Source organism: Paenibacillus sp. J31R109 (assembly GCF_059692055.1).
Genome location: NZ_JCAUAR010000003.1, coordinates 362306 through 377492, shown reverse-complemented (window position 1 = coordinate 377492; position 15187 = coordinate 362306). Strand labels below are relative to the sequence as shown.

General features: G+C 41.2%; 7 protein-coding genes. All 7 read left to right on the top strand.

All coding sequences use genetic code 11. The features are described 5' to 3' along the window. Nucleotides 1-20: 20 nt before the first annotated feature. The 7 genes from AC58QT_RS11560 (at nt 21) to sigK (ending at nt 15140) form a co-directional block, all read left to right on the top strand. Complete coding sequence (locus AC58QT_RS11560; RefSeq protein WP_497409317.1) at nt 21-812, top strand: carbohydrate ABC transporter permease; 792 nt, start codon at nt 21-23, stop codon at nt 810-812. Nucleotides 813-921: 109 nt separating this feature from the next. Then, complete coding sequence (locus tag AC58QT_RS11555; protein ID WP_497409110.1) at nt 922-2295, top strand: ABC transporter substrate-binding protein; 1374 nt, start codon at nt 922-924, stop codon at nt 2293-2295. Nucleotides 2296-2429: 134 nt separating this feature from the next. Beyond that, nucleotides 2430-4181 (top strand): sensor histidine kinase, encoded by a 1752-nt coding sequence (locus AC58QT_RS11550; protein WP_497409109.1) that lies wholly within the window; start codon nt 2430-2432, stop codon nt 4179-4181. Beyond that, the gene (locus tag AC58QT_RS11545) at nt 4175-5740 is read left to right on the top strand and encodes a response regulator (protein ID WP_497409108.1); all 1566 of its coding nucleotides are present in this window, start codon (nt 4175-4177) and stop codon (nt 5738-5740) included. The genes AC58QT_RS11550 and AC58QT_RS11545 overlap by 7 nt, the downstream gene beginning before the upstream one ends. A gap of 177 nt (nt 5741-5917) precedes the next feature. Beyond that, nucleotides 5918-6889 (top strand): hypothetical protein, encoded by a 972-nt coding sequence (locus AC58QT_RS11540; RefSeq protein ID WP_497409107.1) that lies wholly within the window; start codon nt 5918-5920, stop codon nt 6887-6889. Between the two features lie 23 nt (nt 6890-6912). Beyond that, nucleotides 6913-14427, top strand: coding sequence for an S-layer homology domain-containing protein (locus AC58QT_RS11535; protein WP_497409106.1), 7515 nt, complete (start codon nt 6913-6915; stop codon nt 14425-14427). A gap of 188 nt (nt 14428-14615) precedes the next feature. Continuing rightward, a complete protein-coding gene (gene sigK / locus AC58QT_RS11530) occupies nt 14616-15140 on the top strand; it encodes an RNA polymerase sporulation sigma factor SigK (RefSeq protein WP_173115694.1) in 525 nt (174 codons plus the stop codon). Nucleotides 15141-15187: the final 47 nt, after the last annotated feature.

Sequence of the window (15187 nt, the reverse complement as noted above, 5' to 3'; positions counted from 1 at the left end):
AATGGATTACGACACTGTTAATGGGAGTGTTTTCGCTAGTTTTCCTTATACCACTGATATGGATGCTTTCAGCTGCTGGTAAGTATGAAAAGGATGTCATGGTCTTTCCAATACAATGGATTCCAGTCAAGTGGAATCTAATGAATAACTTACATGAAGTCTGGTTTAGCAGTGTACCGTTTTCGTTATTTTATTATAATTCTTTAAAGCTTTCTATTACGATTACGCTTGCGACTATTGTTTTCTCTTCCATGGCTGCTTTTGCTTTTACAAAATTGCAATTTCGTGGTCGTAACCTGGCATTTGCCATTTTACTTTCGTTAATGATTATTCCGGCAGAATCTACGTTAGTGCCACGTTACCTTTTACTTAAATGGATGCACCTTTACAATACACATGTCGGTTTGATGTTTATGGGGATGTTCTCGACGATCTACTTTACGTTCCTATTAAAACAGTTCATGGCCTCCATTCATAGCGAATATCTAGAAGCGGCTAAAATGGACGGAGCGGGTTATGTTAGAATGTACCTACAAATTATATTGCCTTTATCCAAACCAATTCTTGCGACGGTTGCTATTATTAAATTCATCTGGGTATGGAACGATTACCAGAATCCGCTGATTTTCCTTATTACGAAAAAATTGTACCCAATTCCGCTTGGCTTGCAGTTGTTTAAAAGTGAGTATGCAGACAATTATGCCGTACTGATGATGGCTTCTGTTGCTGCGATTCTGCCTTTATTAATTGTATTTATTATCTTACAGAAGCAAGTCATTAAAGGAATTTCAATTGGTGGAGTAAAAGGGTAAAGGTAAATAAATCACACAAATAGCGCAAAATTTTATACGGTCTATCTAAAAAAATGCATGTACAATTCAGCTATCAACAAAAACTATGCTACTTATTGGGGGATGTCACATGAAGAAAAGAAATGCTTTAATTTTGAGCAGCGCCTTGGTCACAATGTCCATTTTGAGCGCTTGCGGTTCCAACGCAGAGAAGAGTGCTTCAGGGTCGGCGACACCTGCAGCGAGTGCTGCTCCAGCTGCAACACAGGCTGCTGCAAAGCCAGTAACACTTAAATTCTATACTTGGGACAATGAGTCCAATCAAGCAGCTCGCCAAAAAATGATCGATGCGTTCCATGCGAAGTATCCGAATGTAACGGTGCAAAACATTGCTTTAGTTCCAGGTAATTCCGTTGATAGTATGAAAAAAATGGACGTGTTAATGTCATCGGGTGAAGAGGTAGACGTTCTTGCATACAGTAATATTGATGAGACGTTAGCGAGAGCAGCTGCAGGCGTCCTTGCTCCTCTTGATGAATTTTATGCCAAGGGGAATGTAAAACCGGAAGAAGAATACTTCATTAACCCGAAAGTAAATGGTAAGTATTATGCAACGATGCTGACTTCAAGCCCGTACTTTGTCCTAATTAATCAAGATGCGTTGAAAGAAGCAAATCTTCCATTACCTTCATTCGATTGGACATGGGATGATTTCCGTGACTACGCGAAAAAGCTTTCGAAAGGCGAAGGCAATGATAAACGTTACGGTGCTTATTTCCACTCTTGGGGTGAGTATACAAACCTAATTGCTTATTCGGGACTCAAGAGTCCATACCTGACAAGCGATCTAAAACCTGCTTTCAATGATCCTTCTTTTACTTATTTCTTTAATCTGCGTCGTACCATGGAACAGACTGATAAGTCAGCAAAGCCATTAGCCGACGTGGTTGGTGCTAAACTGAGTTATGTAACCGAGTACCTGAATGGGAAAGCAGCGATGCTTGCAACAGCTCCGTTCATGTTGGATAATGTGATGAACAAAGAGAAGTATCCACATACGTTCAAATCTGTTATTGCTCCACTTCCACGTGCATCTAAAGATAGTGAACAAGGAATAACGAATATTGCAGGATCTTATGTTTCTGTAGCTTCAATCTCCAAACATAAACAAGAAGCCTACGACTTTATTCGCTTTATGACGACGGAGCAAGATGCTCGAATCGAGTTGTCTGGATATAAAAAGGCGGATCCAAAAGCAATTGTAGATCGTTTGTATGGCAAAGCATCGGATGTGGTTGATGTAGCTTCGTTAACTGCAACCATTTTTGATAAAAAAGTGAAAACTAATTTTGATCCAGCGGTTTCTGCTCCTTATGGTAACCAACTGAAAGCTGTATTGGAAAAAGGGTTTAGCAAATTCATGCTCGATAATGCTTCAGCGGCAGAGGCTCAAAAGTGGATGATGGAAGAAGCAGACAAGATCGCCAAACAGAATACAAAATAACATTGTCCTAATGGACAGCATATAGAGGGCGTTTATAACGCTCTCTATATTTTTCAGTTAAAGCTGCATTTGTTATTATGCTATGATGGGGTCATGCAACTTCTTGCAATTTGAAGGAATATGAAGGAGATAATATGAGAATAAACCTGCTATCAAGATTTTCTTTCTATCGACGCATACAGCTCTCCTTTCTCTTCTTAATTTTGCTGCCTACCGTTATAGCCTCTTTTTTTAATTTTTCGATCACTCAGAAGAATGCAATGGAAAAAAATTTTCTGAGTAATCAAACGTTACTTACGGTTATCGCAAAGGATTTGTCCAAGATGATTGACGATATGACGTATGCATCCAACTTTTTTATTCAAGATGAGAATATTAGAAAACAACTTCGCAGTTTTATGAATATGGCGCGAATTGAAAGCTCCAATGATCTCGAGACTTATATGAAAATTAAGGAGTTTTTCAATCAGGTTGATGTAAAAACCATGAACCCAGATATTCTGATGTTCTGGACTAATCGAGAGGGGTTTATTGTTCAATCGATTGAGAATCCTAGTTTTGAACCTGAAGTCATCAAACAGCAATACGAAACCGTTAAATCACGTGTAGACTTGTCTAATCCTAATATTCTACAATGGCTTGGCACAGCCCCCACGGTAATAAACGCCAAGACAAATAGTAATTCCTATTTACTAGCTAGGGTACTCAAATCTCCTAACGATGCTCAACCAATAGGAACGTTGTTTATTGCAATCCCAGACCGCTACTTTATGAAAGCCTTTACCCAGTTAGAGTCTTCTAAACTAGCTGCTTTTGATACGGAAGGAAAATTTATTGCAGGAAATCCGGATGTTTCTTATTCGATCTCCGGTAATAAAGGTGAAAATATAAGAAATGAGAGCGCCATACAATATTCGGGTTGGAAGCTCATTAGTGAAACGCCAATATCATTAGTTACGGGTGAAATTAAGAAGACATTTTTTCTAACACTTCTAATCGTAATTCCATTTTTTCTTGTTTTTTTTCTAATCTCGATTTTTGTCGCTAGAAGGCTGCATCGCCCCATACGTCAATTACAATCCGGGGTCAAGCAATTTGGAAATGGCAACCGCAGTATTCGCTTTGAAGAAAGCGGGAAGGATGAGATTACTGAGCTAGGGAAAACCTTGAATATTATGTTGGATCAAATTAATCAGCTCATAAAAAACATTGAGCAAGAGCAAGAACAAAAGCGAGAATTGGAGTTTCAGGCACTGTATTCCCAAATCCGGCCCCATTTCCTACTGAATACACTGAATTCAATCAAATGTAACTTGGCCCTTGATAATGAAATGATCCACAGTCAAAAAATTGACTCTTTAATGAGCTTGTTAAGAGCCTACATGAAATTCAATGAACCTACAAGCCTTCGAAATGAATGTAAATTGTTAAATAGCTACTTAGACATTATGCAAATGCGCAGTGATATGGATGTAGAATTAGATATACAACTCTCATCGGTACTTGCTGATATGGCTTTTCCCAAATTACTGCTGCAACCCATTGTAGAGAATGCCTTTGTACATGGCTTTAACGAGGAGATAGTTCAGCCAAGGATAAGTCTACAAGCTGAGATAGAAGAGGATTGGATAGAAATTCGAATCGCTGATAACGGCATAGGCATGAATGAAGATAAGATGAATCAGCTCAATTTCAACCTACAGATCTCGGAGGAGGAAGAATGGCAATCGTCGTATAAACGAGTAGGGCTGTGGAATGTCCTACAACGTTTAAAAATGACATTTGGCAGCCAATCATCCATCCATTGTGTACGAAATGAAGTTGGAGGATTGACCATTGTGCTTGGTTTTCACCAAAAACTAGATGAGGGAGGATCCCTATGTTGAAAGTCATGTTGGTAGACGACGATGTGCCAATGATCAAGTACTTGAGCAAATTCATTTCGTGGGAATCGTTGGGCTTACGTATCGTTGCAACTGCTTATTCAGGGAAAAGGGCGTTACAGAGCTTCCGCGAAACGGATCCTGATGTGGTTATAACAGATATCGGAATGCCGCAAATGGATGGTTTGGAGCTGGTGGCAGAGCTGAAAACACTAAAACCTGAGCTTCAGGTTGTATTTTTGACATGTCATGAAGAGTTTCATTATGCCAGAAAAGCTGTACAATTAGATGTAATTGATTATTTGATTAAAGATGAATTAACTTCTGAACAGTTGGAAGGTAGTCTTCGTAAGGCTATTCATGGGTCTAATGAAGCCAAGCTTCATGTGGAGGAGATTGTTTATAAACAAGATTTAATAAAGAATAAAGATTTGCTTAAACAGCAGTTTTTTCAACAACTCTTAAAAACGTCATCTGCAGAGGAGATGATGAGCTACGGGAAGCGGCTTGGTATAGATTGGATGCATTCGCATTTTGTCATGGCAATAGGCTATTTTCAGGGAGCTTCTTTACATCATCACTATAATTCTGAAGATCTGAATCTGTTGCTTTATGCTGCCGGAAACATATCTGATGAAATATCCTCTCAGTATCAGCAACAAGTCACGTTATTTACTGATCAAGACGGGCAGTTGATTTGTATATTTAATTTTCAGCCTAACCTTAGCGTAAATACGTTGACCCTTTTTCAGGACTATCTTTTGAAATTGAGGGACTTGATTAAACAATATTTAAAAATGGATGTGTCTCTCCATTTCGGATCTCCATTTAAAGGGGGGGAGGGGATAAAAGCAAATTATAAGATGATGAGGCAATGGCAGAAATCTTCTTTTTATGAGAATGACGTATTTGGACCAATTAAACAGCTAGAAACTCCATTATGGGACGAGAATTACTCCTTGGAAGAACAATGGAGCCAAATTATTGAAGCATTTAGAGATTCCAATACAAGTGAGATGGCCCAATCATTAGACGTCTTAGAAGACTTCGTCCGTAAAGGAAGAATGGAACCTGTAAAGTTTCTTGCAACATGCTCTCACTGGATCCGCCAATTAGAATTAGAAACAAAACAGCATAGTCAGGAAACTTTTCATAGTTGTTTACTCAAATGTAAGCGGCTGGGAGAGAGCTTAGATTTGCTGAAAAGCAAATTGGAGGAGATGCTTGAAGTAAAGATTAGTATTGCGATTGACAAAAAGCCTAAGCTGCAACAGATCGACCGCTATATTACGGATCATTTGTCTGAAAATATCTCAATGGTGGATATTGCCGATTATTTATTCCTGAATCCAAGCTATTTCTCTCGATATTTCAAACAAGAAACAGGTGTTAATTTCGTCGATTACTATCATCAGCTGAAAATGAAGATTGCTTGTACGATGTTAAAGGAAAAACAGCAGAATATTGAAATGATTGCGTTAAAGTTGGGCTATATGGAACGCACATATTTTTCAAGAATATTTAAAAAGTATGTAGGAGTGAGCCCGAAAAATTATAGGTAGAACCGAGAGAAGGTCTTCTCCGGTTCTTTTTTATGTTTTAATGTTATTTCCGTGGATATTATTTCCATGTAAAAATTATTAACGTATAGGTAAAAATACGTTACATTCTTTCTCAGCTAAATTGTTTAATATGGGGTAAGACGAATATTATTTCACATATTTAGGGAGGTGTATGTATTGTCAGAACGATTGTTTTTACGTGGCAAGAATAGGAGGGCTGTATTGGTTACGCTATTCATAGCTGCTGTAATGAGTTTGGTTGCATTTAATCTCGAGTTCACGAAAGCAGCAAGCGGAGCACCTCAAGGAGGCAATTTGCTTACCATTGATGGCGTTGGAGTGTCCGAACAGGAATTCCAATTGTTTTTGTATGATGAACGTGCGTTAACAGCCAATACCTTTTATCAAAAATATGGAGCAAATGTCGACCATGATTTTTGGAATCGTGAGTATGACGGGCAAACGCCTTTGGAAGTTGCCCGAAACAGTGCGCTTGAAAAGTTGCTGACAGCCAAAATGGAAACGATTATTGCTGTGGAACAAAAACTAATAGATAGAGATATCAGCAGCTTTGCTTCCATCATGACTGAACGAGAGTCCAAGAATATTGAACGTGAGCGCATGCAGAAGAGCGGTGAGGTGTTTTACGGTTTGTCATCCTTTGATGAGTACCAGTATTACAATTATATCCGAAACAACGTTAGGTCGGAGATGAATAAGTGGTATTTAAATAAGTCCAAGGTGACAGATGAAGAGTTGAAACCTATCTATGAAAAGAACAAAGCTATGTTTACGCTCGGTACTGAACTGCAATACATGCTTTTGAAGAAGGGCGGCTCTACGGAAGTAAGGACGCAGACGGAGAATGATGTCCCCAAGGGTGACACACAATCGCTCGGCTTATGGTATGAAGTGAAAAAGCTGCAGCCAGGGCAGCAATTGAAACAGATTGAGTACAAGGGCGAAGTTCTTGATGCGCTGCTGATGTCTAAAAAAGAATTAGGTGACAAGCCTTTTTCAGAAGTAAGACAATTTTTGTTACAACTGTATGCGGAGGAGCAAGTTGGGTTAATGGTGAAGGAGCGAGTTGAAAGCGCCAACATACAAATTGACCATCAGAAGTTTGACTCTATCCGGTTTTCCAATTAGATGTTAATTTTAGGGGGAACGAAATGAAATATTATGGACGATTTAAAAGGGTTTTGGCGCTTATTCTAATCATTTCACTCATTGGCTTAAATGTAGCCCAAGCTAGTACGCAAGCAGCGGAAATGCCTACTCTTGCTGCTAGCTTTGATAAGCCTGAGGGAATTCAAAAAGGGCAAAGCGGTCGTGTTGTTCTTGGTGCAAATAACTATGTCATTGATCAATTTGTTGAAAAGACAACAGCAGACGGCAAATTATCCATCGACAAATTTGGAAATGTGACAGTTGCATCAGGGTATAATCCGACAGCTACAGAAAGATTGACTGTCACTGCGGATGTCTATTATTACAATGATGCAGATGTGATATTTAAAGACAATTTTAACAGTTCTTCATTGGCCACAGAATGGAATACAAATGCGAGTTACTATTCCATGCTGGCAGGAAAGGGATTTACCGGAAATTACGGTCTTACACGGACAGCGTCTAATGGGTCATCTACCGGACGTTCTATTAATGTGAGTAATGAATCCACTATTTTGTCTGGCTGGTACTATGATGAATTTTCCGATATAGGGCTCTCACAAACAGAAGCAGCCATCCAATTCGGATTTGGTCCGCAGGGAAGCGGCACTAGCGTCATTGGCATTTCCACTGGTGAAACAGGCCTTGCGCAGCGTGCTTATTACGCAGCACGTGTTAATAGCGGTAGCTGGATTACCACGAATGTTCCGAGAAGCAAGGGCTGGCACAAATTTCAGTTTAAAATCGATACGGTAGGAACGACATATTGGATTGATGGACTTCAAGTTAATAATGGGTCAACTCCTATTATCAATACCGCAGTTAAATCCAGTACATTTAATCTGCTCACGATCGCAACGAATTGGGCGAAAACCGGACACAATAATTATCTCATCGGCAAACACTTTATCGATGACATTTCCGTTGTTAAAGCACAAGCTATCCCATCAGTAGCGCAAATCACTTTTGATGTCACGCTGATCGGCACGAAAAATTATTCGATCTCACCTGTAAGCGCTAACTATGAGCATGGTTCCGCTCAAGACTTCGTTGTGACCGTATCCCCAGATCTAGCGGATTTTACGGATTTGAAATTGAACGGTACATCCATCGGCAGTCAAAATTACGCTACGAATACTTCTGCGAATACCGTCGCTATTTCGAGTACCTATTTGGACAGTCTGCCAGTTGGAAGCTATACGTTTACATTAAACTTTGGGAATGCTAATCAACAATTGACGATTACCAAGGTTATCAAACTGAATGCGGTAACGGGTCTTGCCTGGTTGGGTGCAACTTCTACATGGAACGCTTCACCAGATGCAGTCAGTTACGTTGTTGAACTATTGAAGGGTACAACATCGTTGGGTACGTATGCGACATTAACTAATCAATATGATATGACGGACCTGATTAGCCAACATGGACAGGGGGATTACTCTTTCAAGGTCAAAGGAGTGACTGCTGATAATCAGCATACGCCAGATTCTAGTTTAAGTGGTGCAAAAAGCTTCGCGGTGTCGATTACGCAACAACCACATCTTCAACTGCTGGCGAATCCGGGTAGTGTGACGTTTTCAGTAGCAGCCACTTTAGCTAATGGAGATACGCCTAAATATCAGTGGTATGTTATGGGAAAGGAACCGGATGCCGTACCTGTAAAAATTGACAGCGCAACAGCCAGCAGCTACACGTTTATGGCTGCAGTAGCGGATAATGCTAACCGTTATTACTGTGTTGTTACAAACGGGGTATCTGTCACATCATCGAAAGCGATGCTGCTCGTTGGTGACACGCAGTCTAGTCACATTTTAACAACACCAACAGCTGTTACCTTAGGTGAAGTGAATGGTAAGGAAGCAGTTGTTGGCTATAGTTCAAATCTTGCAAACTATGACTATTGGCACGCATTTATTGTGTATAAAGATAATGTGGCCGTTGATGCTTTTGTCTTCAATACGCAGGCTAACAGGCAAAGTCTGATTTCACAGATGCGAGCGTTAGGAACGGGTAATTATCAAGTATCGGTTATTGCACTGGCCACAAATTATGAAGGCAATGCTTATGCGAATAGCCCAGAATCGAGTAAATCGAATACACTTGCCATTCAATCTCTTAATACGCCTGTTCCTGCGGGCTGGAAAGGAAAAACGGCAAGCTGGAATGCGGTAAGCAATGCCTGGAAGTATGAGCTCCAGCTATATCGGAACGATGTTGCCGTCAATGAACCTGTGTTGATTGATGCTCAGTCAACGCAGTATTTGTTTACTTTTACCGATACAGCGGCTTATACATACACGGTAAAAGCAATAGGTGATCCGAATAAACGATTTGCTGATTCCGATCCATCCGAGAAAAGCGCAAGCTATAGTGGAGATACTCTGACCTTAAGTTTCGATCCTTCCGCGCTTGAGAAAGGCAAAAGCGACAGGGTATTTGTCGATGGAGGTTTGAACTACGTAATTGATAACGTCACCTATAGTCTGAGTGATGAAGATGCGGCAAAGTTAGAGGTAGATCGAGACGGAAATATTCAAGTTAAGTCCTCATATATCCCAGATGAGACAACGAATGACCTGGTAACGGTTAACGCAAATGTTTCCTATTATGAAGGCAACGATATTCTCTTCATGGATAATAGTGAGGGTGATAAAAAGTTTACACTTGGAGTTCCGGCCTCCTATATGCATTCCACGCTGCAGTCACATTATGGGCGTAGTGCAGCTACCGCTGTAACTGGTACTACAGGACCTGCGAAAGCACTAATCAATTCCAACGCAGGCAGTCCAGTATACGGTACGGTAACAGCATGGTTTTATGACCAAGGCGACATGGATCAATTGATTAAATTGGCATTTAGTGTCCAAAATGTTGCCAATAATAATAGTACCAGCAACTATTATGCATTGGGTGTTGTCCAGGATACTGGGGGGACCAACTATATCTGGCGAGCAGGCAGTACATGGAATTCTGCAAACGGTACGAGCGGCAATAAAATTGAACGGTCCGTAGGCTGGCATAAATTCGAGTGGGTCGTTAATAACGTAGGTATGACCGCTAAAATCGATGGAAAGGTAGCGTTTGAGACCACAGCTGTTAAGGACATCGGCTCCCTTATTCTCATGACCAACTGGAACTCAAACCCGGGCAATATTAAAAACCGATACTTTTTTGATGATATCTCCGTAGTTGCGCAATCGCCTACACTTAAATCAAAAACGATTTCAACACAGGTTAAATTAATTGGTAAACAATATAAAGTAACACCTGATACCGTTGAGTTTGATCTGGCAAACAAGAAAAATATCAACTTGAACGTGACGCCAGATCAGATTGACTTAACTGGTGTGCTGTATAATGGCGCGAGGCTTATTGAAGGTGTCGATTATAGCATGGTAGATACTTCAAGTATTACTTTATTGGAGAACGGTTTCTTGAGCTCGCTTCTTGTGGGTCAAGCTGCAGTCACGTTTGAATTTAGTAATGGAGAAAAATCAAGCACCATTTATATCGATATTAGGAATAATAAACCAAGAGAATATTATGTTTCAAACAATATCGGAGATGATGGGAATGATGGCTTAACGCCAGAAACTGCTTGGAAATCTCTCGATAAAATTAATCAAACTAGGTTCAATCCGGGGGATGAGATCTTCCTGGATGCCGAGTCTATATGGAACGGACAACTAAAACTGCATGGATCTGGTTCCGAGGGCAAAGTAATCAAGCTAGGTAAATATAATGACGGAGGGCAAAAGTATAAAAAACCTGTCATTAACGGCGGAGGCACCATCAGCACGGATCTGTACTATATGATTGATGTTACTCCAGTAGAGAGACGTGTAGCCTCAGGCGCTGTAGAGTTGGTAAATGAGGAATATTGGGAAATTGACGGGCTTGAAGTAACAAACTTGGGCTCTCAGTGGGAAATGGGTCGTAACGGCATTATGATTATGAATAATTATGCCGAGTCTATGGAAGAACGCAATAACGCTCATTTTATTGCCAGTAAGAAAAATCACGTTTATGTGACGAATAGCTATGTACATGATGTTAATGCTCTTCATCAGAGTTATGGGGGCTCAAAACTGGCCGGAGGCATCATGTTCTATGGATACATCGACGACATATTAGCCGAGGGGAATACGACTGTCCGGACGGACAACGAAGGAATTCGCAATACAGCATTCCATCCAGCTGGCTGGTCTGCAAGCGGGTATCCTGCCATTATGAAGGTTCGTTTTTTGAATAATTACATGGCTAACGGCTCAGGAGATGGGATGGTTCTATCCAATGCTCTTAATGGTGAGGCTCGTTATAACTATGTGACGGGGTTTGGGAAAACCTATTTAAGTGATGCGAAGTCAAACGGAGAGGGGCCGAACATTACCACTGGGGTCGGCAAATATATCAGCGTAGCCAATTATGCAGCTCTTTGGTTCATGGGTGACAAGGACTCCGTGATGGAGTTTAATGAAGTGGTGGATAACCCGTATAATTGTGCGGATGGAGAAGCTTTTGACATCGATAGTTTTTCTGATGGTGCGGTCTACCAATATAACTATACTCGCAACAACTATGGTGGCTTTAGTCTGTTCATGCCAGATTCGAAGAATAGCATTGTCCGTTATAACATCAGCATTAATGACGGCAGTCCTCAGGAAGGATCAGCAGCATCCGCACATCTGTTTTATTATGCCGTGGGTAACAGCTCAAGTAGCGCTGCCTATCCGCTTATATACAACAATATATTTAAGTTAGGCCAAAATACGACGCGAATTTTTGGCACAAGCGGTAATGGTACAATCTGGAGCCATTTTTATAACAATATTATATATGGCAAGGATAATATCAGTGTGTTTGATGTAGGATCAAACAGTAGGATGACGAATGGCAGCTTTGATAACAATATCATTTATCCGCAAACGCTGATTGATCCAACCAAATTTGCACCAGGGGTTTATGGTACGCACAATATGTATACGGACCCTGCAAGTATTCTGGAAAATATAAGTCAGTCTTTGGATATTGATATTATTCCCAAAGACATTATTCCAACAAAAGGAACGGTTATTACTAACGGTGATAAGAATACAGTTCTGTACAACGCAAGAAATACAGGGGATGGTAAAGCGATAGCCCGTTCCGAGTTCGATGTGTCGAAGCTGGCAGGTTTTAAACTCAAAGCAGGAAGTTCGAACGCTGCGATAGGGGCAGGCATACGTGCAGATCAAACTTTGGAAGGCTGGCGTGATCTGAGCAAGATTTTCCCGCTGACCCGTGACTTTTTCGGAAATGCTATTCGTCCTGACGATGTGCTCGATATCGGCGTTCATCAAATTGGAAATGAAGGCTTAAAGGCAGTAGAGTTCAATACGGGTCAAGGAGGAAGTTACATCCAGTATCAGGTAGTACCAGTTGGCGGTTTAGTTACCGAGCCGTTAGTGGCCCCAACTAGAAACGGATACAAATTTGATGGATGGTATTCAGATGAGAGCTATATGACTGCGTGGAACTTCGGGGCTCATACGATCTCTGATAATATGAGTATTTACGCAAAATGGATTACGTCAATGGATACTACTTCTATTGAGAAAGTAGCAGCGGACAAAGAAGCACTTGAGGTAAGTTTTGCAACAGGGGATACTTCGAGTGAAGTAACCGGAAACCTGACTTTGCCAGTGACAGGCTCCATATATGGATCCGTGATTACCTGGACGACAGATCATCCGTCTGTTATTGATACCAATGGTACGGTAACGCGTCCAGAGAATGACGGAGAAGATGCCAATGTCACGCTAACGGCCAAAATTAACTATAGCGGCGCGGAAGCAACCAAAACATTTGTAGTAACGGTACGTAAGCTTGAACAGTCGGGTAGTAATAATGGCCATAATGACTACACGATTGCGGCAACTGCAGGCAGCAATGGTTCGATTAGCCCAAGCGGTAGCGTTACGGTGACAGAAGGAACGGCTAAGACGTTCACGATTACGCCGAACGACGGATATATGATTGACACGATTAAGGTAGACGGTCTGGATGCGTTGGTAACAAACAATACGTACACATTCTCTAACGTAACGAGCAATCATGTGATTAATGTCACGTTTAAGCCGGTCCCGCCAACGGTCTACACGATTATGGCAACAGCTGGCAGTAACGGTTCGATTAGTCCAAACGGCAGCGTTACTGTAATTGAAGGAACAGCTAAGACGTTCACGATTACGCCGAACAATGGATATATGGTCGACACGTTCGTGGTAGACGGTACGGATACGATGGTAACGAACAATACGTACACGTTCACCAATGTAACGAGCGATCACACGATCGAGGTGTCGTTTGAACCAATTCCGATTGTTTCGGTACCACCAGTAGAGCAAAAACATGATGAACCTACGAAAGAAGAAGATCCTAGGAAAGTCATCGTATCGCAAGATGAATTGAAGAAATCCCCTGAGTCTGACAAAGTCGTTATTGAAATTTCTGAAGATGTGAAGGAAATTGTGCTTCCATCCAATGCGGCTGACTTGCTGGGTAAGAATCAATTATCAATTTCTTCAGATCAATTTACGATGAATATTCCTGCTGATCTCCTCAAGCAACTGGCTGATAAGGCTGAGGATCAGAAGGATAGCAAAATTGTAGTCAAAGTAGAAACATTGAATGAAATTGAGGCACAAGCTTTGCTAGCGAAAGGTAAGATTTCCAAGCAGGAGCAAGTGAAGCATGGTGGTCAAGTGTTTGATTTGAAACTTTTACTAATTTCGCAAGACGGGACTGAAACGAATTTAATCAATTTCAACAAACCTATTACAATTCGGTTAAAAGTAAGTCCTACAGCAGATCCAAATTTAAGCGGCATTTACTACATTGGCGATAACGGTGAACTTGAATTTATTGGCGGAAAATTTGGAAATGGCGAGTTTGTTGCTGAGATTCATCATTTCAGTAAATACGCAGTGCTCGAGTACACTAAATCGTTCACTGACGTTGCTTCCACGCATTGGGCTTTTAGTACGATTCAAGTAATGACATCTAAACATGTAGTAAACGGCACATCGGAAACAACATTCGAACCTAGCCGTGAGATTACCCGTGCGGAGTTCACGACGATGCTCGTTAATGCGTTGAACCTGAAGAATGAAAGTGCTATGACATTTGCTGATGTATCGAGTCAAGCTTGGTATGCAGATTCAGTTTCCAAAGCAGTAGAAGCAGGCATTGTAACCGGTAGAGATACGCATACATTCGATCCGAACAGTTCGATCAGTCGTGAAGAGATGGTAACGATGATGATGCGTGCTTACTCAGTGCTGCATGCGGATAAAGTAATTGTATCTGGAGCGCTAACGTTTAAGGATGCTGCTAATGTTGCTTCTTGGTCACTTACGTCCGTTCAAGCTGCGGCTTCACTGCAGTTAATCAACGGACGTACAGCAGACGAGTTCGCTCCGCAAGGAGTCTCGACTCGTGCAGAAGCAACAACGGTTTTGAAGCGTTTATTACAGTAGAACAGTAACAAACGATAAGTTCATACAATGGCAAAGCGGATAGAAGTCTTATGACATCTATCTGCTTTTTTTGCAACGCATGGCGATTAACTAGGTGGTGAAAGTCATTTCGATCAACATTTAATAGGAATCAGATTTTCAGAATTTTAAAACTTACAAATATATCAGGATAAACTCTTCAATTTACCTTGCTTCGTGTCCACAACCTCAAAAAATTCGACAATACCGGAGAAGATTTGGAGGATTTGATTTCTATTGGGACGATCGGACTAATCAAAGCAATCGAGTCATTCTCGCCGAATAAGGGCACGAAGCTAGCGACTTTTGCTGCACGATGTATTGAGAACGAGATTTTGATGCATCTGCGCTCATTGAAGAAAACACGGAAAGATGTATCCTTGCATGACCCGATCGGAACGGATAAAGAGGGGAATGAAATTACGTTGATTGACATCCTCGGCAGCGAGGCGGATGATGTGGTGGATGCGGTGCAGTTGAAGATCGAGAAGTCGAAGATATATCGGAATTTGGAAATATTGGACGACCGGGAGAAAGAAGTCGTCGTCGGACGGTTCGGGTTGGAGCTTGGCGGTGAGGAGCGGACGCAGCGGGAGATTGCGAAGGAGCTGGGAATTTCGCGGTCATATGTGTCGCGGATCGAAAAGCGGGCGCTCATGAAGTTGTATCATGAGTTTTATAAGGCGAAGCGGTAAGGGAATTGAATCGCAATCTTCATTTATTTGGCATCAAATAATGGAGG

Excerpts from the sequence above, each read along its gene's own strand:
- AC58QT_RS11560 (WP_497409317.1), top strand. The coding sequence starts at position 21 with ATGGGAGTGTTTTCGCTAGTTTTCCTTATACCACTGATATGGATGCTT.
- AC58QT_RS11555 (WP_497409110.1), top strand. The coding sequence starts at position 922 with ATGAAGAAAAGAAATGCTTTAATTTTGAGCAGCGCCTTGGTCACAATG.
- AC58QT_RS11550 (WP_497409109.1), top strand. The coding sequence starts at position 2,430 with ATGAGAATAAACCTGCTATCAAGATTTTCTTTCTATCGACGCATACAG.
- AC58QT_RS11545 (WP_497409108.1), top strand. The coding sequence starts at position 4,175 with ATGTTGAAAGTCATGTTGGTAGACGACGATGTGCCAATGATCAAGTAC.
- AC58QT_RS11535 (WP_497409106.1), top strand. The coding sequence starts at position 6,913 with ATGAAATATTATGGACGATTTAAAAGGGTTTTGGCGCTTATTCTAATC.